We start from the raw sequence: 19,191 nt of genomic DNA on the forward strand, positions 1-19,191 counted from the left end.
CGCTTTAATTAATAGCTCCCTAGAGAGAACAAAAACTTAATATGAGTACAAAAGAACGTTATTCTCAAGACGAACTTAGAAAAGCAAATCCAATGTTTAGCCGCACTCGTGCAACTATTGAGAGTGCATTTTATGGCAACAACGTACACGAAGTAACTAGTGTTTCTGAAGCTTATAATCTAGTTAAGAAGCAATCAGGCGTTATTGTTACTGATTTGCCAATTTTACACATTAAGGAATTAGGTTTACAACCACGGTAAGATCTTAGGTAGAACTGCTAGTGCACGTCACTTCGTTGATAATCCTAACGAAGATGCTGAAGCATTAAACGGTAACTTGCGTGAAGATATCTACAAGGGCCATGAACAAAAGTATTTAAAGGCTACTGTTTTGGTAGGTCTTGACCCATCATTCACTGTTAAGGCCCACATCATGATGCCAGAAGATCAAGCCTTCAACTTGCTTTCATACATTTTGAACTTCCACTTCTTCGACGATGAAGCTGAAAAGATGTATGCAAAATCTAAGTTCTATGATGAACCTGATATTTACTTCTACTTCGGTGAACTTAAGAAGGGTACTTTAACCTTCGCATTCTACGGCTTGTCAGGTTCTGGTAAGTCAACTTTGACTCACGAAATGTACGATGGCAAATACGACATCACTGTCCTTCACGACGATGCATTCATCATTTCACGTGAAGATGGTTCATCTGTAGCACTTGAACCTTCATACTTCGACAAGACCCACGACTACCCAGCAGGTCATCATGAGACTAAATACTACACCACTATTATGAACTGTGACGTAACGTTAGACTCAAATGGCAAGAAAGTTATTGTTACTGAAGACTTACGTAACAACAACGGTCGTGTTATCAAGACCCGTTACACTAGTCCTCACCGTGTAGACTTTGAAAAGTCACCAATTACTGCTTTGTTCTGAATCATGAAGGATGGTTCATTGCCACCAATTATTAAGATTGATGATCCAGTATTAGCAACTACTATGGGTTGTACTTTAGCAACTAAGAGAACTAGTGCTGAAAACTTGCCTAAGGGCTTCGACATGAACACCTTGGTTATCGAACCATTCGCAGACCCATTCCGTGCTTACCCTGTATCAGGCGATTACACTGACTTCAAGGAATTGTTCACTAAACGTGGTGCATCTTGCTACAGCTTGAACACTGACGCATTCATGGGCAAGGATATTCCAAAGGAAGTTACTAAGAAGTTAATCGAAGACTTGGCTAACGGCAACATTCAAGACAGCGACTTCAAACCATTCGGTAACTTCAAGGGTGTCAGCTACTTACCAATTGATGATTATGAAGTTCACCTTGATGACCCAGAATATCAAAAGACCTTGAAAGACAGAATGCAAGATCGTTTGAACTGGCTCAACAAGTACGATGAAGAACATCCTGAAACTCCAATTCAAGATGAAGCTAAGAAGACCTTGGAAGCTATTATTAAAGAATTGAGTTAATAAGATATTTACTTCATATAATTGAATATAATTTCTTAATGACAAAAAGACGAGAGTTTAGATCAGCTCTCGTCTTTTTGGTTTTACTTTTCAATATAATCTCTAGCCGCCGTTAAAACGCCCATCTTACCATACTCAGTAAGATATTCTTTAGCTGCATCAAAAGTTACCCACTTGTCAGCAAGAATTTCTTCCTTCTGAGCAACTACCTCCTGACCTGGAACATACTTTGCTAAAAAGAACGTAACCGTCTTAAATTTAGTATCTGTTAATGCATAATGGGTTTTACGTACAAAGTTAAAATCAAATTTTGGCTTTAAGCCAACTTCCTCAAAAACTTCACGTTTAGCAGCTTCTTGTGCATCTTCACTTGCCTCTAAATGTCCTTTAGGAAAGCCCCAATTATGGTTAATTACACTCTGAACAATCAAATATTCTAATTGTCCATCAGCACGTTTTTTATAAATAACTGCACCTGCAGAATGTTCCATAATCATTTTTTGTCACCCAACCTTTGTAATTGAAATACTTATTAAATATTTATTATTAAATATTTATTAATAAAAGTCAAGCAATAAAAAAACTGACCAGATCAAGTAAATATCTAGTCAGCCTTATGTGCAGACGAAATTGTAAAGTTTTTATAGAATATTTTAGGTTATTTCTTTAAGTTCTTTTCGCAGTATTCCTTGACCTTATCATCATCGGCTTTAAGCATCCATTCACAAGCTGCTTCAGTCTTCATGGTGTCATGATCATTAGCTTCCATTTCGTGGTTCCAAATAGCATCACGAATAGGTTCATGATTGTCCTTTGCCCAATCAAATACTTGGTCCATTTCACGATCAATCATTGCTGTTTGTTCAATTTCTTTTGCATCTGCCATAATTATAAGCTTCCTTTCATCTACATCTTTTATTCTAGTTCTATTAGTCTTAGCTGTTAAATGAAAGGGCTTAATTTATTAATTCTCTAATCTTTACCATTAACTGCTTCATCGGCTTGGTTAACCACAGTTACTGCATTAAGTGAACGAGGATGACCAATAAATGGCACGTTTTGTTCAATAATCTTCATCAAGAATTCTTTGTCATTGCCTAACTTAATATTAATTTGTGCATGAGCTAATAATTGTGGTTCACAGCCACCTTGTGCGGCAATGTAACAAAATGTAACCATTTCACGGTCACGATCATCTAAACCTTTTCTGGTGTAGTAATCACCAAAGCAATTATCTACGAGACACTTATTGATGGTGCCCTTCTTAGCAAAATCTTTCATTTGTGGACCAAACAAGCGAATCTGGGTCTCTTCGCCTTTTTCTAGGCGATTCTCCATGGTTGTAGTTGCTTGTGATGCTAAAGGTAAATCTACTCCTCTGGCAGTTAAGATATCGTTAGTTGCTTTAAAAAATGGAAAAACGCGACCTAATCCTAAATAATCAACTGCTTGATACAAAACTTCTTTAGCCTCGACTGGACTAACCCCATTATCAAGAGCTACAGGAAGCATTACCTTATGTTCATCTACGCCTTGCATCCCCAGCAAATATGCCAGCATCGACAACATCTTAGCTCTATCAGGCAAATCAACATCTGCTTGTACTTCATCAAAAGCAAAGTGATTAATTCTCTCTACAGCTTCTGGATCCGTTTTTTCTAATAAGTTAGCATGAATTCTTTGTGCATCATCTTTAATTGACATGATATTTTCCTTTCTAAAACGATCTCTTCACTACTTATTTTAAGTACGTTTCAGACTTAAAGAAAAATATCTATTTTTTATTCTGCGGAATAACTTCTGCTTATTAGCAGCACTTAGTTAAACGGACAACATCACGAGCAATCATCAACTCTTCATTAGTTGGAATGATCATCACTTGAATCTTAGAATCGGGCTTGGTGATAAACTTCTGGCCATTGCTCTTATTAGCTTCATAGTCAGGTTTTACACCCATGTACTTAAAGGCATCCATAATCTGTTTGCGCACCTCTACATCGCCTTCACCAACGCCTGCAGTTAAGACAATTCCGTCAGCGCCGCCCATTTCAGCAAGATAAGAACCAATGTAGCGCACAATACGATTAATAAAAATCTTGCGTGCCAAAACAGCTCGCGGATCATCATTGTACTTCAGGTCTCGCATATCTGAGGAAATCCCAGATAAGCCAATTAAGCCAGACTTTTTATTCAAAATATCGATCATCTCATCAATTGATGCTCCAGTTTCATGCATCAAATGCTGTACAAGAGATGGATCGATATCTCCTGAACGAGTACCCATAGTTACGCCAGATAAGGGACTAAAGCCCATTGAGGTGTCGTAAGACTTGCCATTCTTAATAGCAGTAATCGAAGAACCAGAACCCAAATGACAAATAATCAGCTTTAAATCTTTCACATCGCGCTGCATCATTTTGGCAGCTTCCAAGGTTACATAGTGAACAGAGGTCCCGTGAGCACCATATTTACGAGCACCATACTTTTTATAATAATCATAAGGAATGGAATACAAGTAGCGCACAGGATCAAGTGTTTGGTGAAAAGAAGTATCAAACACGGCTACTTGTGGCACATCTGGCAAAACATGCATGAAGGCCTCAATTCCCTTGGCCTCGGCAGGATTATGCAAAGGTGCAAAACCTGCCAAATCCCAAATTTTTTGCAAATTATCTTTGTTAATGACAGCTGAATCTTTGAAATACTCGCCACCATTTACTACACGGTGTCCTACTCCAACAATCTCATGCAATTTTTCAACAGCATGATACTTCTTCAAAGCATTAATCAGCAAATTGACTGCAGCTTCTTGATCTGGAATAGCAATTTGCTTTTGATGAGACTCTCCATTAGCTAACACAATAGTAAAAGTAGATTCAGCTAAACCGACACGATCGGCCATCCCCCGTGCTACTACCTTCTCGTCAGGCAATGAAAATAATTTAAACTTGAATGACGAACTCCCCGAATTGACCGCCAAAACTTTTTTCATTAACTACATCCCCTAAATAATAGTTATATTTTTCACAAGTGAATTTTCACTTAATAGTATAGCTTATTAGAATAGCCAGTCAAATTATTTTTCAAAATTAACTAGGTAGAGTAATTAATGAAACTTATTGCTATATAGGTATTATTTAGAATATGTTATCCAAGATATACAACAATGAAAATTATATTTTGATAAATATCAATATTGTGTTAATTTTTTGAAAAATATAAAAATTACATTCCACTTTGTTCAATTTATAACAAAATTTTAGGGGCAAACAAAAACTCCAACGCAGTTTTGCGTTAGAGTCTTGTTTTATTCAAGGGGATGATTATTCATCCTTTTTCTTTTTGCGATCGGCTAAACCAAAGAAGCCTAAAACCATTGCAAGAATGCCGAAGATACCAGCGGTATTTTCTTTTTCACCAGTTTGTGGCAATTCATGCTTGCCGCCCTTTTCTTCAGATTCAACTGAAGCATCCTTAGTTGGAACATTGGTTTCAGCGTAGGTATCAGCGCCCTTGGGAGAAATTGAATTATTGCCTCTAACTGGAGCAGCATTATTCATATCTTCATGCAAAGGTGCGTTAGTTTCCTTGTAGCCTTTAATTGCGGCTGGACCAGATTCAAGATCTTGATCCTTAGGAGTGGTACCGATTTCGTCTCAATTATAGGCTTATCTGGTGTCTTATCAGGAACTCCTGGTTTATGATCGTCTGGCTTGCTTGGCTTACCTGGGATGATATCATCTCCGCCGCCTTCGCCACTTGGAGTAATAGGAACATAGGTAACCGTGATAGTGACGTTGCCAGTAGCTTCAGTTACGTCAGCAGCAGCAATTGAACTAATTGTAGTAGTCTTGTCGCCTACTTTTTGTTCAATGTGCATTGTGTAGCCTGAAATTGCTTGTGGAGTGTAAGCATCCCATTGTGACTTGCCACCTTTAGCGGTGGACTTAGCAAACTTCCAATCGCTGTAAGTTACTGCGCCAGTTACTTCATCGAAGGTAGCAGTTCTAGTAAATTCAACTTTTTGTTTAATTTCTAGCTTGCTGCCATCTGGCTTGATAACTGTGATTGTACGAGTTGGAGTCTTGGTGATGCTTTCCATTGCTGGATAAGTCTTGCTTGGATCACCTGGAACCTTGCCTGTTGGAATGTCCCCTTCAGGAGTTTCTGGTGTTACTGTAATGGTCTTATGTTCAATCTTAACTACAACAGTTGGAACACCATCTTGAGTTACCTTGACAGTTTCTGGAATCTTCTGATCTGGAATAATCTTCCAACCTGCTGGAACATCCTTAGTTGGATCAACAGGAATAGTTTCATCAGTCTTACCGTCAACCTTGTCAGTCTTAATGGTCTGGCCATCCTTGTCCTTGTAGACAATGTTGGTAGTTTGCTTATTTGGTGTGTAAGTAATGTTTAATAATTTCTGGATCAGTACCAACAGTTACAGGTTTTGTAGCAACACTGGAAATTGTTGGTGTGTAACCTGCAATTGCTGGTACAGTAGCTGTTTGATCAGTTTTCTTAGTTGTACCTTCTGGATCAGTCACATTAATAGTACGAGTAATGGTCTTATTCAAATCATCCTCATGTGCACCATCAATTGGCTTATCAGTTGGAGTCTTATCAGCTGCTAGAACTGGATTAGTGTGTTCAATTGTCTTCTTAATGTGAACCAGGTGAACTACAACTGGTTCATTATCACTAGCCTTAAATGTGTAGCTAGTTGGCAAGGTTTGATTGTCAGCTTCTTTATTCCTTGATGCTTTTAGTAGCAATCGGCATTTTAGGTGTAAAAATGGGCAACTACAGTACACCAATTGCTGTTACCTTCCAAAAAGCTGTCGGTGAATGGGGCTACGTTTTGGTAATCGCAGGGATGCTGATCAGTATCTTTGGCGTCGCCTTCGCTAGTTCATTTAACACGCCAGCGTTAATTGCATCTTTAGCTACTGAGCACTCTATGCTTCCTAGTTGGATTGGTAAAAAGAACAAGCACGATGCTGCTTGGGTCGCAATTTTATTCAGTGCTGTCATCAGTGCAATTTTAATCACCTAGTCATACCTCTTCTTGGTATCCTGCATCGTCCTTGTTTCCTTTGTTCAATATGTCCCTTCTATCTTAATTCAAGCACACGAATGAATTCCCTAACCATGGATTCAAGCTTCCTGGTGGCTATACCATTCCAATTTTAGCTTTGATGATTTCTTGCTACATGGTCACCAACTTCACTTAGAAGACCATTTTAGTTGGTGTCGTTGTCGGTGTTTTGGCTGCTGTTGCCTACTTCTTCATTGAAAAAGACGAAAAAGCAGAACAAAAGCACCAGCAATATTTAGCAAAGATTTAGATGCAAAAAGGAATCGGAAAAAAATCCGATTCCTTTTGTTTTATGCTTTTCAACATTTGCAATAAATTTGTCTTGTTCACTTGTGAACATATATTTGGATTTAGTATAATTTTATCCGTAGAAAAGCTGAAGCGGTGGCTATCCCTCAAGGAGATGGTACTTATGCGTATTTTTTAACTCGTATTCCTATCTTAAAAGAAAGGAGAAGCCCTCGTGTCTGTATCAGATGCGTTACAGCTAATGCTAGATTTCGGCTCATTTGTCGTTATACTAATCTCATTAGTTGTTTTGTTGATTAAGTTCTTTAATCAACAAAACAAAAAATAACTGCTTTAGCTCTGCAAAGCTGGCAGTTATTTGATATGAACTAAAAATTTATATTGGATAGCACCCGTGGATGCAATTCTACATTAAGAGGTTGGCTCATTTGCTGACCTCTTTTTCATTACTATTATAGCAAGTTTTTTAAGCTCATACAAAAATATCCCAATGAATTTCTTTTGTTATGGCTTACTTTATACCGGCTTCTTGATATTCCTCAGGATATTTTTGCTTGAAATACAGAGTATCCGAAGAAATCATTTTGCCATATTTTAGTTCATTACGATATAGATCCAAGAAGTACTCAGGACCTTCTTCAATAAATGGATCATCTGAACACAAATATGAATAAGTCTTTGAAGATTCAAAATCTTCTTTAGCCTTTGCTAAAGAAATTTTCTTTTCTTTAGCAATTTCACGTTCAATAATCATTGAGATTTCTGTCACAAAACGTTCATCTAACTCTTCATCAGTCAGTTTCATACTTCTATCACCTCACCAAAAAATAGCGATGGCACATTCACCATCGCTATTCTTAGTTTTATTCACATATTAATTATTCAACAGTAACACTCTTAGCTAAGTTACGTGGCTTATCAACATCCAAGCCCTTATCCTTAGAAGCATAGTAAGCAAGAAGTTGAGCAGGTACAACCGTCAAAAGTGCTGACATGTAGTAATTAATTTCTGGCAAAACAATGTCATCGCCTTCGCGAGCAAAGTCCTTACCAACAATAGTAATTACGCTAGCACCACGAGAAACAACTTCTTGAATATTACCGCGAGTAAGATCAGCTGTTACAGGATCATTAATCAAAGCAACTACTGGAGTGCCCTTTTCAATCAATGAAATAGTACCGTGCTTAAGTTCTGCTGCAGCAAAGCCTTCAGTTTGAATGTATGAAACTTCCTTCAACTTAAGTGCAGCTTCAAGAGCAACAGCGTAATCAATGCCACGGCCAATGTAGAATGCATTTCTTGATTTAATCAAGTAGTCGTCTGCAAGCTTCTTGAGCTTTTCCTTACCATCAACGATTTGTTGGATACCTTCTGCAGCCATTGCCAAATCTTGACGCAAGTTCCAATCCTTAGCTTCTTGCTTGCCTAATTTTTCACCAAGAGCCTTAGCAAGAACAGCTTGCAAAGCAATTTGAGCGGTATAAGCCTTAGTTGAAGCAACGGCAATTTCAGGACCTGCACCTAAAAGCATAGTATAGGTAGCTTCACGAGAAAGAGTTGAACCTTCTACATTAGTCATAGTTAAGCTTGGAATGCTACGCTTATTAACTTCCTTCAATACAACACGTGAGTCAGCAGTTTCACCTGATTGAGTCAAGAAGATGAAGAATGGGTGCTTGCTCATCATTGGGAAGTGGTAACCAACTTCTGAAGCCAAACCAACTTCAGTTGGGATGCCAGTGTAGTGTTCAAAAATAGTCTTACCAACTAAACCTGCGTGGTAACTAGTACCAGCGGCAAATATGTATAAGCGATCAGCCTTAGAAATAGCATCAAGAATATCTTGATCAACCTTTGGTTCACCATTGTCATCAAGGTAGTTTTGTGACATGTGACGCATTACGCCAGGTTGTTCATCGATTTCCTTAAGCATGTAGAATTCGTAAGCACCCTTTGAAGCTGCGTTTGGATCAATGTTCAAGACGTGAGGTTCACGATCAACCTTTTTACCATCAACAGTTTCAATGGTGTAAGAATCCTTAGTAATGTCACCAACATCCCCATCGTGTAAGTCAACGAAAGTCTTGGTTTGGTCCATTACAGAAATAGCATCTGAAGCAATGATGTTAAAGCCGTCGCCGATACCAAGCATCATTGGTGACTTGTTCTTAGCGATGAAAACATGATCTGGTTCAGTATTATCTACAAGCAAGAATGCGTATGAACCCTTAACAAGCTTCAAAGCTTCCTTAAATGCTGAAAAGCCGTCCAAGTTCTTATCACGAGCAATCTTGCCGATTAATTGAACAACTACTTCAGTATCAGTATCTGAATGGAAGTGTACGCCTTGCAAGTACTTTTCCTTCAATTCAGCGAAGTTTTCAATCACACCGTTGTGAACTAAGTAGAAACGCTTAGTTTCATCAAAATGAGGGTGAGCATTGTCAACAGTTGGCTTACCATGAGTAGCCCAACGAGTATGACCAATACCTACCAAACCTTGTTCGTCTGGAGTCAACTTCTCTTTTAAGTTTAAAATACGACCAACGGCCTTAGTCAAATATTCGTTCCCATTCAAATCATTCAAGTAAATACCAGCTGAATCATAGCCACGGTATTCCAAATTAGTTAATCCGCTTAAAATAATTTCTCTTGCTGGTTTACCAACAACCCCAACAATTCCACACATAAATTTTTCTCCTTTGGTCTAGTTCACTTTTTTGTCAGTGGACTAGTTTGATTTCATTGTTACAGTAAAAATAATATTATTTTTTACCAAAGCGGTCAAGTGATTATTATCGAAATTGGTATAATCGATTTTAAAGCAAAAAAAACAGCGGTCAGTTTTAATATACTGATCGCTGTTTTAAATATTTAAAATCTAATTACTTAGTCTTAATATCTTTACCTTCAAAGCTGTCTCTCATCAATTGAGCAATTTGACTAATTAATGGAGCAACTGGATTAGTTACAGTGTTTTGGTCACCGTAAGCTTCAACAGCTAATTGGTCAACCTTCTTGTTAAATTCATTTTCATCAACACCGTAATCCTTGTAGGCCATCTTGATACCAACTGATTGAGCCAAGTCGATAATCTTTTGAACTAATTCTTCAATCAATTCAGCATCACTTGAGCCAGTCAAACCGATAGCTCTAGCAATTTCTGCGTAGTCCTTGTCAGCACGGTAAACTGAGTAATTAGGCCACATAGCAAGTTTTTCTGGGCGCTTAGCATTGAAGCAGATAACTTGTGGCAAAGCAATAGCATCGCTAACACCACTTGGAATATCAAAGGTTGAACCAACGGTATGGGCAATTGAATGTTCCAAACCAAGGAATGCGTTTGAATATGCCATACCAGCAATAGTAGCTGCATCATGCATCTTCTTGCGAGCATCAAGATCGCCATCGTATGACTTCTTCAAGTTAGCGAAGATGATCTTAATAGCTTCAAGTGACCAGCCCCGAGTAAAGTCAGTAGCCATAGTTGAAACATGGCTTTCGATTGCGTGACCTAAAGCTTCAAAGCCTGACCAAGCAATCAAGCGTTTGGGCAAATCTTGTACGAATTGGTCATCGACAATTGAAACATCTGGAGTCAAAGCATAGTCACAAAGAGTGTGCTTAATGCCAGTCTTAGCATCGCTAATGACGGCAATTGGTGAAACTTCTGAACCAGTACCTGAAGTAGTTGGAATACATACAAGTTGAACGCCGTTAATCTTTGGGAAACGAACTACTCTTTTTCTGATGTCCAAAAACTTTTGGTAAGCTTCCTCAAACTTCATTTCTGGATTTTCGTAGAATAAACGCATTACCTTAGCAGCGTCCATTACTGAACCACCACCGATGGCAATAACAACATCTGGCTTGAAGATGTTCATTCTGTGAACACCATCTTTAATAACGTCGGTGCTTGGATCAAGCGTTACAGCCTTGAAGACTTCGTATTCTTTTTGACCACGACGCTTAGAAATAATGTCAGTAATTTCGTCAGCAAAGCCTTGGTCAGCTACGCCTTCGTCAGTAACGATGAAGAAACGGTTAACATTTGGCATGTGACGCAAGTAGTTAGCAGCGTTATGTTCGAAGTAGGTCTTTGATGGTACCTTTACCCATTGCATATTGTCGCGGCGCTTAGCAACAGTTTTAATGTTAAGCAAGTCGCGAGCACCAATGTTGTGTGAGAAGGTGTTAGCACCATATGAACCAGTACCCAAAGTAAGTGATGGGAGCATGTTGTTATAAAGATCACCGATACCACCAAGAGCAGCTGGTGAGTTAACCAAGATACGACATGCATCCATCTTCATTGAGAATTCTTTGATTACCTTTTGATCACTTGAGTGAAGGCCAGCAGTGTGACCACGGCCACCGTAATCAAGCAATTCTGAACAAATTCTGAAGGCATCATCATGATCCTTAGCACGGTATAAAGTGAAGACTGGTGAAAGCTTTTCAGCTGAAAGTGGGAATTTTCTACCAACGCCCTTGTATTCAGCAACAATAACCTTGGTCTCCTTTGGTACATCAACGCCGCAGAGCTTAGCAATTTCATAAGCTGACTTACCAGCTACAGGACCTGCAACAGTACCACGTCTTGGATCGATGAAGCGTTCTTCAAACTTCTTAATTTCTTCTTTGTTCAAGAAGTAGCAGCTCCACTTCTTGAATTCTTCCTTAACTTGGTCGTAAATTTCATCATCTACAACAACTGAGTTTTCAGAAGCACAAACCATACCATTATCGAAGTTCTTTGACAAAACAATGTCATAAACCGCACGGTCAATATTAGCAGTCTTTTCAATATATGAAGGACCATTACCAGGACCAACACCGATAGCTGGCTTACCTGATGAATATGCGGCTTTAACCATACCAGGACCACCAGTAGCCAAGATAGTTTGAACGCCTGGGTTATTCATCAAATCAGTAGTAGCATCCAAACTTGGTTCTTCAATCCATTGAATGGCATCTCTTGGAGCACCAGCAGCTACAGCAGCAGCTTGGATAATTTTACCAGTTTCTACACAACACTTTTGAGCTTGTGGGTGGAAGCCGAAAATAATAGTGTTTCTAGTCTTTAAAGCAAGCATAGCTTTGAAGATAACAGTTGAAGTTGGGTTTGTTACTGGAGTAACACCAGCGATAACACCCTTAGGTTCAGCAATCTTGGTTAAACCTAATTCTTTATCTTCTTCAATTACACCAACAGTTTTTTCGTGACGCAAACTGTTCCAAATATTTTCACTAGCGTACATATTCTTGGTAGTCTTGTCTTCTACCACACCACGCTTAGTTTCTTCAACAGCCATCTTAGCTAGTGGGTAAGCATTTTGTTCACCTGCAGTAGCAACTGCTTCACAGATCTTATCAACTTGTTCTTGTGTGAAGTTAGCCATTTCATCTAAAGCGACATGTGATCTTTTTACTAAATTATCAACCATGTCGTAAATTTGCTTTTTCTTCTCTTCCTCTGTTTGAGTCTCTTTTGGTTGTGTCTTAGCCATTATTTTATTACCTCTAAGATCTACTAATTCTTGTGAACTAATTTACAATATCAACTATAGCACAATAAAATTAAAAGTAAACGCCCTAATTTTGGTGATTCACTAGTGAACAAGCGTAAAAAAATCACCCTAAAATTTACTATTCAACTAATGAAAACGGTTGCTATTTTGCCAGTTTGTGAATTGACAAACATATTAATTTGCATTATTTTTCTTAATTTTTTAAAACTTTCCTATAATCACTGGTACTCCATTGCAAAAATGATAAAATATTAAGTACATGTGATAAAATTGAGAATATGGGAGAAAATATATGAGTGAGAAAAAATCAGAGACTAGTTCTGGATATAAGAGAACCCTAAGCAATGCTCACATTCAATTAATTGCTTTAGGAGGAACAATCGGAACTGGTCTTTTTCTAGGTGTCGGTGACAGTATTCATAGGGCCGGGCCTAGCGTTATCTTGATCTATATCATCGTCGGTATCTTTCTATTCCTGCTCATGCGTGCATTGGGCGAATTGATTATGTCCGACCTCAACAAGCACACTTACATTGACTTTATTGAACAGTACCTTGGAAAAAATATTGGTTTTATTACCGGCTATCTGTACTGGCTTAGTTGGATTACTTTGGGAATGGCAGAAACTACTGCCTTAGGAATCTATTTCAAATACTGGTTCCCTACTTTAAAGCCTTGGATACCTGGCATAATTACCATCGTTGCCTTATTAATCATCAATTTAATCTCGGCACGTGTTTTTGGTAATTTGGAATTTAGTTTTGCTATTATCAAAACCATTACAATTGTTGCTTTTGTTTTATTAATTTTGTATCTATTAATTACAGGTGCCAAAACCAGTTTCGGACCTGTAGCTTTTGCTAATTTAGATGATCATGGCGGATTCTTCGCCCGTGGTCCACACGGATTTTTACAAGGATTCCAAATGGTAATCTTCAGTTTCATTGGGGTGGAATTGATCGGATTAACAGCGGCAGAAGTTCAAAATCCAGAAACTACATTAAAACGAGCAATCAATCAATTGCCAATTAGAATTATCCTATTCTATGTCATGGCAATTTTAGGAATTTTATTAGTAATTCCTTGGCCAAAGGTTTCTACTAATTCTAGTCCTTTTGTTCAAGCTTTAGGTGCAACCGGTATTCCCGATGCTAGTTCAATCATTAACTTCGTAGTAATTTCGGCAGCAGTCTCTTCCACTAACAGCTTTTTATACAGTGCTGGTCGACTTCTGCTCTCTGTTACTTACGACGGCAAAGGTAAATGGAATAAGGCTTTCGGTCACTTATCTAGAAGAAAATTGCCTCAAAACGCATTAATTCTGTCCGCTTTGCTCATGGGATGTGCACCGGCTATCACCTTGGTTATTGGTGATCAAGCCTTTAACTTTATTTCTTCAACAGCAACTAGTATGTTCCTGATCATTTGGTGTTTAATGGTTTTAACCCATATTTCATATAGAAGAAAAACACCAGCTGATCAATTAAATGACTTCAAGATGCCTGGTTTCCCTTATATTGATTATTTCATCCTACTTTTCTTCATCTTATTAATTATTTTGCTCTTAATTTTACCAAGCTATCGTATCCCGATGATCGCAGCTATCGTTACCTTCATCGTGCTTTACTTAATTTCTAAATTATGGAGCAATGAAAAAGCTGTTTAAAAATATAAGACGTGATGTTTCAAGCATCACGTCTTTTTTAGTCGATTTTTTTGATAACTTTATCTGGCATCCCTGCCACTACCGTATTAGCAGGCACGTCTTTAGTAACCACGGCACCTGCAGCTACAACAGCATTTTCACCTACGGTTACACCGGGCAAAATGGTAGCCTTAGCACCGATCCAAGCATTCTTTTTAATAAGCACCGGCTTTAGTTCTAATTCTTTTCGATGATGAGGATCAAGCTGATGATTAACTGAAATTAAGTAGGCTCCAGGGCCAATTAACACATCATCTTCAATAGTAATACCGCCTAAGTCAACCATCATCACGTTTGCATTGATAAAAACACGTTCACCCAATTTAATATTGCGACCATAATCCGAATAAAACGGCAATCGAATCTCAATTGTATAAGCCACCGGATCGCCAATAATCTCGCTTACCAGCTACCGCACTTCACAGCTACAATGACGCTGCGTATTTAAGTTTTGTAAAAGTCGTTGATTCTGTGAAATAATTTGCTGCATAATTTCTTGATTTTCCGCATTCATTTTATTGCCTTCCTTTTCTTGCTCATTTTTAGTTTAAAAGGTAAGCTAAACAATATAAAAAACTTATTTATTATCAGATTGGATAACTATTTTTTATGGTAAAAGAAAAAAGGAATTAAGAGTATTAAATTATTTTGTCGCTACAGCACAAGAATTGAATATGACTCGAGCTGCACAAAAATTGTTGGTTTCACAACCTGCTTTATCGAGACAAATTGCTGATCTCGAAGACGAACTGGGTGTTAAATTATTTAACCGGCGGCCACTTCCTTTGACCTTAACATCTGCGGGACAATACTTATTTGAACAAGCCAAAGAAATTCTAGCCTTAACTGCTAAAACTAAGAGCAATTTACAATCTACAGCTATCATTAGTGGTGATTTAACTATCGCTGCAGGTGAAAGTATCGCTATGCAACGAATCATGAATATTTTAAGCAATATTATTCAAGATTATCCTACAGTTAAGGTTCATATTCTAAGTGGTGATTATGAATTTGCCAAAAAGAAATTAAATGTTGGTACGGTTGACTTCGCGGTGATCATCGGCAACTCAACTATGCCTCTTTGCAACTCCCTGAGAAAGACACTTGGGGTGTGTTAATGACAAAGGATGATCCTCTAGCTAAAAAAGATCACATTACTGCTGCTGATTTAGCTGGCCGCAACGTTTTAAATTCACAACAGACAGAGACCATGCATTACTTTGATAGCTGGTTTGGCAATTACAAAGACCAGATCAATATCATTGGAACCTATAATTTAAGTTTCAACGGTACTTTATTAGTTAAAAATCACGCTGCACTTTCATTAACTTTAGATAAATTAGCAGATGTTTCGGATGAATCCAACTTAACCTTCCGACCGATTTATCCAAAAATGACAGAATCGATTACCGTCATTTGGAAACATAGCACTAACCTTTCAGCTGTTGCTGAACTTTTCTTAAATCGTCTGCAAGCCTCGATAGCTGAAGACTAAAAAATAACCTAGTTCAATTCGAACTAGGTTATTTTCATACTTTTTTATTTTTTCTTACTAGTAAAACGCTGCTTAAGCTGTTGCCACATACTCAATGCTTTGCGCATATGATCAGCTGGCACATATTTTCTCATTGCACGTAAAACTTCTTTGGGCTCACGTGCTGCAAAAATAAATTTACCATTAGACTTTGTTCTAATTTCAAAACGAGGGATATATTTTCCCTTGAAGTGGACATCTGCAACTACATAAGTTACTTCCTTCCATGGAATTTGAACATAGTCTTCAACGTTTCGTTCATTATAAAATTCAAAAGCTCGATCGCCGATCATAATTTTGCCGTATGATGCAATCCCTCTAAACCAGGTAGCATCTACCGTCAGATCGACTTTTGTATTAATTGATTTAGCCATTTATTAAAGAATGCCCCATACGTGGAAGAGAACACCGATAACAAAGATACCAATGATAATCCAAATTGGAGAAACTTTCTTCTTCAATAACCACATACATAAGAAGGTTAAAAGAAGACCAGCTAAACCTGGAATTAATTGGTTCAAGTTATCTTGCAAGGTAGTAACCTTAGTGCTTGATAATGCTTTACCATTACCCATGTTCCATTCAATAAGAGCTTGTTGAATACCTTTACCACCGGCAGGAAGTTTGTCCCATTCGATGTAACCACTCTTTGGAACAGGGGTCTTTGAAACAATAGGTGTAAACTTGACGTTTACCCAACGTTCAATCAAGGCGCCCAAAACGAACATACCCATCATTGAAGCACCACGGGTAACCTTTTGAAGCATACCACCTGACATGTCATTGGTGATAGCTGAACCAGCCTTGTAGCCAAATTCTTGTGTGTACCATAAGAAGACAAGTCTGATGATGTTCCAGATAACGAAGAATAAGATAGGACCCATTACGTTACCTGAGATGGCCATTGATGCACCTAAGGCACCAACGATTGGACGAACAGTGTACCAGAATACAGGGTCACCAACACCGGCCAAAGGTCCCATCATACCAACCTTAACACCTTGAATAGCATCGTCAGTAACTGGAGTACCATTAGCTTTATCTTCTTCCAAAGCTAAAGTAACACCGATAACTGGTGAAGCTAAGTATGGGTGAGTGTTAAAGAATACTAAGTTTCTTTGTAAAGCGGCAGACAAATCTTTCTTGTTAGGGTATAACTTTCTCAATGCAGGAATCATTGAGTAAGCCCAACCACCGTTCTGCATTCTTTCATAGTTCCATGAACCTTGAAGTAATTGTGAGTGCCACATAACGTTTAAACGGTCATGCTTGGTTAATTTAATTTTCTTATCAGCCATTATTTAAATCCTCCTCTATGCGTTCATTTTAATAATCATCAATGATATCGCCGAGTGGATCGCCGGTACCAGCATCGTCAGAGTTGTTTGAACCTCCACCGTTGCCACCCTTAGCTTCAAGAGCTAAGTACATCAAAGCCATTGAAAGACCGATAGCACCAAGGGCGATCAAAGTTAAGTCCTTGATAGCAGCTAAAGCAAAACCAATTGCGAAGAATGGCCATACTTCCTTGCTTGCCATCATGTTGATAACCATTGCATAACCTACAGCAACAACCATGCCACCACCGATGGTCATACCATCTGATAACCATTGTGGCATCATTGCAAGCCAACCTCTAACAGTACCTGATGGAATAGCCAGAAGAAGTGCAGCTGGGATAGCAATTCTCAAACCTTGCAAACATACAGCAATCCATTGCCATACGTTAATCATACGCCAACTACCCTTTTTAGCTTCAGCATCCATGATGTGAACGATAGCAGTTGAAATAGTACGTACAATCATAGTTAAGAACAAACCAGCAACAGCCAAAGGAATAGCAATACCAGTAGCAGTACCGATACCCTTAATTCCTTGACCACCTTCAACCAAAATAATAGCTGAAGCTACTGAAGCCAAAGCGGCATCTGGTGCAACAGCGGCACCAATGTTTGCCCAACCTAATGCGATCATTTGTAATTGACCACCCAAAATAACACCTAAGTCCAAGTGACCGGTTACTAAACCGATCAAAGTACATGCAACTAATGGTTGGTGGAATTGCCATTCATCCAAGATACCTTCCATACCTGCAAGAAAGGCAACAAACACAACCAAAATCATTTGTATAGCGTTCATTTCTTTACTCCTCATTAATTATTTCTTTTGCTCGAATTATTTCTTTTGCTCGTTAAGTAAGGTTTGAGCTTTCTTCAAGATAGCATCCATATTGCCTGCTTGATCTGAAGGAACCTTTCTAACATCAAACTTAACGCCCATCTTTTCGAGTTCGCGGAAAGTGTCAACGTCTTTTTGGTTCATAGACAATACGTTGTTTGCGTTAACGTCGCCGTCTTTATATGACATTGAACCAACGTTGATTTCTTTAAGATCAATACCACCCTTGATAGCTCTCAAAACATCTTCTGGGTTTTCAAACAAAAGAAGTGCATGAGTATTACCAAATCTTGGGTCCTTATCAATTTCTTCCATCTTCTTAAGTGGAACAACGTGAGCCTTCACACCTGCTGGAGCTGCTTCACGAATCATGCTCTTACGCAAATCGTCCTTAGCAACACTATCTGAAACAACGATTACTCGATCTGGCTTCATTGCTGGAATCCAACCAGTAGCAACCTGACCGTGAAGTAAACGTGAGTCAATTCTGGCCAAAACATATTTAATGTGGCCATCGCCAATCACAGTCCCCTCTGGGATTGACTTACCATTGCCGCTGCCGCCGTTGCCGCCCTTTGCGTCTGCCTTAGCTGCTGGTGCAGCTGTCTTAGGCATCAAATCAGATGGCTTAGTCTTAATACCATCTTTTGCGGGTTCTACGACTGAAGTTGCAATGTGATGTGCAGTAGCATTAGCATCCATCATTCTTTCAGTTAATGCTTGTACAACCATTGGTAAATTCATACCAGCTACAATTGCCCATTTATCATGCTTTTCAGCAAGACCATTTGCTTGGTTAAATGGTGTACCACCCCACAAGTCAACCAAGAATAGAACTTCATCTTGGTTTTCAAATAAAGCAATTGCTTTTTCCATTTTTCCACGAATATCGTCTGGACCTTCACTAGGCTTCAAGATAACGTGGGCAAAATCTTTTTGTTCACCGAAAAGCATTTGCGCAGATTGTGCAATACCATCGGCAAAACCACCATGGCTGGCTAAAACAATTCCTACCATGTAATTTCCTCCTCTAGATCAAAAAAATGAATCCGCTTTTATTATACGATAAATGACTTCTTTTACAAAGCAATAAGGTATTTTACTTCTGACGTAAAATCCCGCTTCATAACGGAATCGTAGTAGCCTGCTTCCATTAATTCATCCCCACCATAAATTTGACCTGTGCTTTCATCGCAATAATCAAGATCGGGATCTAAACCATACAATTTTGTTTTAGTAAAAATCGGCTGAGCTTGCGACATAATATTAAAGTTCATCACTAGCACTTCTTTTTTATCTTTAGAGACAAAATTCCATGCAGCTTGATTACTGTTAAACGGTGATTTCAAACGATAGAAGTCGCCGAACTGAATTAAATGACGTAATTTTTTATATCTACCA

The 19,191-nt window shown here is 38.5% G+C and carries 18 protein-coding genes and 3 pseudogenes; 5 read left to right on the plus strand and 16 right to left on the minus strand.

Going from position 1 to position 19,191, the window contains the following annotated elements; all coding sequences use genetic code 11:
* The first annotated feature begins 41 nt into the window (after window positions 1-41).
* Window positions 42-1,491: pseudogene (locus HMPREF0518_RS10755) on the plus strand (phosphoenolpyruvate carboxykinase (ATP)).
* A gap of 83 nt (window positions 1,492-1,574) precedes the next feature.
* Here the strand turns inward: HMPREF0518_RS10755 and HMPREF0518_RS05635 are convergent.
* From HMPREF0518_RS05635 to HMPREF0518_RS05660, 7 genes are all read right to left on the minus strand, one after another.
* Window positions 1,575-1,988 carry a bis(5'-nucleosyl)-tetraphosphatase gene (locus HMPREF0518_RS05635; RefSeq protein ID WP_003626977.1) on the minus strand — a complete coding sequence of 138 codons (414 nt, stop codon included), beginning with the start codon at window positions 1,986-1,988 and terminating at the stop codon, window positions 1,575-1,577.
* 161 nt (window positions 1,989-2,149) lie between these two features.
* On the minus strand, window positions 2,150-2,377 hold the full coding sequence (locus tag HMPREF0518_RS05640) for a P8 family protein (protein ID WP_003626979.1): 228 nt from the start codon (window positions 2,375-2,377) through the stop codon (window positions 2,150-2,152).
* A gap of 86 nt (window positions 2,378-2,463) precedes the next feature.
* The gene (locus tag HMPREF0518_RS05645) at window positions 2,464-3,195 is read right to left on the minus strand and encodes a carboxymuconolactone decarboxylase family protein (protein WP_003626981.1); all 732 of its coding nucleotides are present in this window, start codon (window positions 3,193-3,195) and stop codon (window positions 2,464-2,466) included.
* 103 nt (window positions 3,196-3,298) lie between these two features.
* Window positions 3,299-4,483, minus strand: coding sequence for an acetate/propionate family kinase (locus HMPREF0518_RS05650; RefSeq protein ID WP_003626983.1), 1,185 nt, complete (start codon window positions 4,481-4,483; stop codon window positions 3,299-3,301).
* A 331-nt stretch (window positions 4,484-4,814) separates the two neighbouring features.
* Complete coding sequence (locus HMPREF0518_RS10760; RefSeq protein ID WP_003626984.1) at window positions 4,815-5,051, minus strand: LPXTG cell wall anchor domain-containing protein; 237 nt, start codon at window positions 5,049-5,051, stop codon at window positions 4,815-4,817.
* The gene (locus HMPREF0518_RS10765; RefSeq protein WP_003626985.1) at window positions 5,048-5,932 is read right to left on the minus strand and encodes a mucin-binding protein; all 885 of its coding nucleotides are present in this window, start codon (window positions 5,930-5,932) and stop codon (window positions 5,048-5,050) included. Before HMPREF0518_RS10765 ends, HMPREF0518_RS10760 begins: the two co-directional genes overlap by 4 nt.
* Complete coding sequence (locus tag HMPREF0518_RS05660) at window positions 5,886-6,224, minus strand: hypothetical protein (protein ID WP_023191634.1); 339 nt, start codon at window positions 6,222-6,224, stop codon at window positions 5,886-5,888. Before HMPREF0518_RS05660 ends, HMPREF0518_RS10765 begins: the two co-directional genes overlap by 47 nt.
* Window positions 6,225-6,238: 14 nt before the next feature.
* Here HMPREF0518_RS05660 and HMPREF0518_RS05665 point away from each other — a divergent pair.
* Window positions 6,239-6,842 (plus strand): annotated as a pseudogene (locus HMPREF0518_RS05665) (APC family permease); the annotation flags it as partial.
* 213 nt (window positions 6,843-7,055) lie between these two features.
* Window positions 7,056-7,169: a putative holin-like toxin gene (locus tag HMPREF0518_RS09770; RefSeq protein ID WP_023061029.1), complete on the plus strand. Its 114-nt coding sequence runs from the start codon at window positions 7,056-7,058 to the stop codon at window positions 7,167-7,169.
* 183 nt (window positions 7,170-7,352) lie between these two features.
* On the opposite strand, the gene HMPREF0518_RS05670 is transcribed toward HMPREF0518_RS09770, so the two are convergent.
* From HMPREF0518_RS05670 to adhE, 3 genes are all read right to left on the minus strand, one after another.
* Window positions 7,353-7,646 carry a hypothetical protein gene (locus HMPREF0518_RS05670; protein ID WP_003626988.1) on the minus strand — a complete coding sequence of 98 codons (294 nt, stop codon included), beginning with the start codon at window positions 7,644-7,646 and terminating at the stop codon, window positions 7,353-7,355.
* Window positions 7,647-7,719: 73 nt separating this feature from the next.
* Window positions 7,720-9,531, minus strand: a complete 1,812-nt coding sequence (gene glmS / locus HMPREF0518_RS05675) for a glutamine--fructose-6-phosphate transaminase (isomerizing) (protein WP_003626989.1) — start codon at window positions 9,529-9,531, stop codon at window positions 7,720-7,722.
* Window positions 9,532-9,727: 196 nt separating this feature from the next.
* The gene (gene adhE, locus HMPREF0518_RS05680; protein WP_003626990.1) at window positions 9,728-12,352 is read right to left on the minus strand and encodes a bifunctional acetaldehyde-CoA/alcohol dehydrogenase; all 2,625 of its coding nucleotides are present in this window, start codon (window positions 12,350-12,352) and stop codon (window positions 9,728-9,730) included.
* A 313-nt stretch (window positions 12,353-12,665) separates the two neighbouring features.
* On the opposite strand from adhE, the gene HMPREF0518_RS05685 reads away from it, so the two are divergent.
* The gene (locus HMPREF0518_RS05685; RefSeq protein WP_003626993.1) at window positions 12,666-14,039 is read left to right on the plus strand and encodes an amino acid permease; all 1,374 of its coding nucleotides are present in this window, start codon (window positions 12,666-12,668) and stop codon (window positions 14,037-14,039) included.
* Window positions 14,040-14,076: 37 nt separating this feature from the next.
* Here HMPREF0518_RS05685 and HMPREF0518_RS10940 read toward each other — a convergent pair whose 3' ends face one another.
* A complete protein-coding gene (locus tag HMPREF0518_RS10940) occupies window positions 14,077-14,487 on the minus strand; it encodes a DapH/DapD/GlmU-related protein (RefSeq protein WP_272943645.1) in 411 nt (136 codons plus the stop codon).
* A 265-nt stretch (window positions 14,488-14,752) separates the two neighbouring features.
* Here HMPREF0518_RS10940 and HMPREF0518_RS05695 point away from each other — a divergent pair.
* A pseudogene (locus HMPREF0518_RS05695) lies at window positions 14,753-15,573 on the plus strand (LysR family transcriptional regulator).
* A 44-nt stretch (window positions 15,574-15,617) separates the two neighbouring features.
* On the opposite strand, the gene HMPREF0518_RS05700 reads toward HMPREF0518_RS05695, so the two are convergent.
* The 5 genes from HMPREF0518_RS05700 to HMPREF0518_RS05720 all read right to left on the minus strand — a co-directional run.
* Window positions 15,618-15,986 carry a DUF956 family protein gene (locus HMPREF0518_RS05700; protein WP_003627001.1) on the minus strand — a complete coding sequence of 123 codons (369 nt, stop codon included), beginning with the start codon at window positions 15,984-15,986 and terminating at the stop codon, window positions 15,618-15,620.
* Between the two features lie 3 nt (window positions 15,987-15,989).
* Window positions 15,990-16,910, minus strand: a complete 921-nt coding sequence (locus HMPREF0518_RS05705; protein WP_003627003.1) for a PTS system mannose/fructose/sorbose family transporter subunit IID — start codon at window positions 16,908-16,910, stop codon at window positions 15,990-15,992.
* Between the two features lie 28 nt (window positions 16,911-16,938).
* Window positions 16,939-17,751, minus strand: a complete 813-nt coding sequence (locus tag HMPREF0518_RS05710; RefSeq protein ID WP_003632508.1) for a PTS mannose/fructose/sorbose transporter subunit IIC — start codon at window positions 17,749-17,751, stop codon at window positions 16,939-16,941.
* A 36-nt stretch (window positions 17,752-17,787) separates the two neighbouring features.
* Entirely contained in the window at window positions 17,788-18,807 is a 1,020-nt protein-coding gene (locus tag HMPREF0518_RS05715) for a PTS sugar transporter subunit IIB (protein ID WP_003627006.1), read from the minus strand.
* Between the two features lie 62 nt (window positions 18,808-18,869).
* Window positions 18,870-19,191: GH36 C-terminal domain-containing protein (locus tag HMPREF0518_RS05720; RefSeq protein ID WP_003627008.1), on the minus strand; the 322-nt coding region annotated here is incomplete at its 5' end.

Origin of the sequence: Lactobacillus helveticus DSM 20075 = CGMCC 1.1877 (assembly GCF_000160855.1) — a bacterium.
In the GTDB taxonomy this organism is placed as follows: domain Bacteria; phylum Bacillota; class Bacilli; order Lactobacillales; family Lactobacillaceae; genus Lactobacillus; species Lactobacillus helveticus.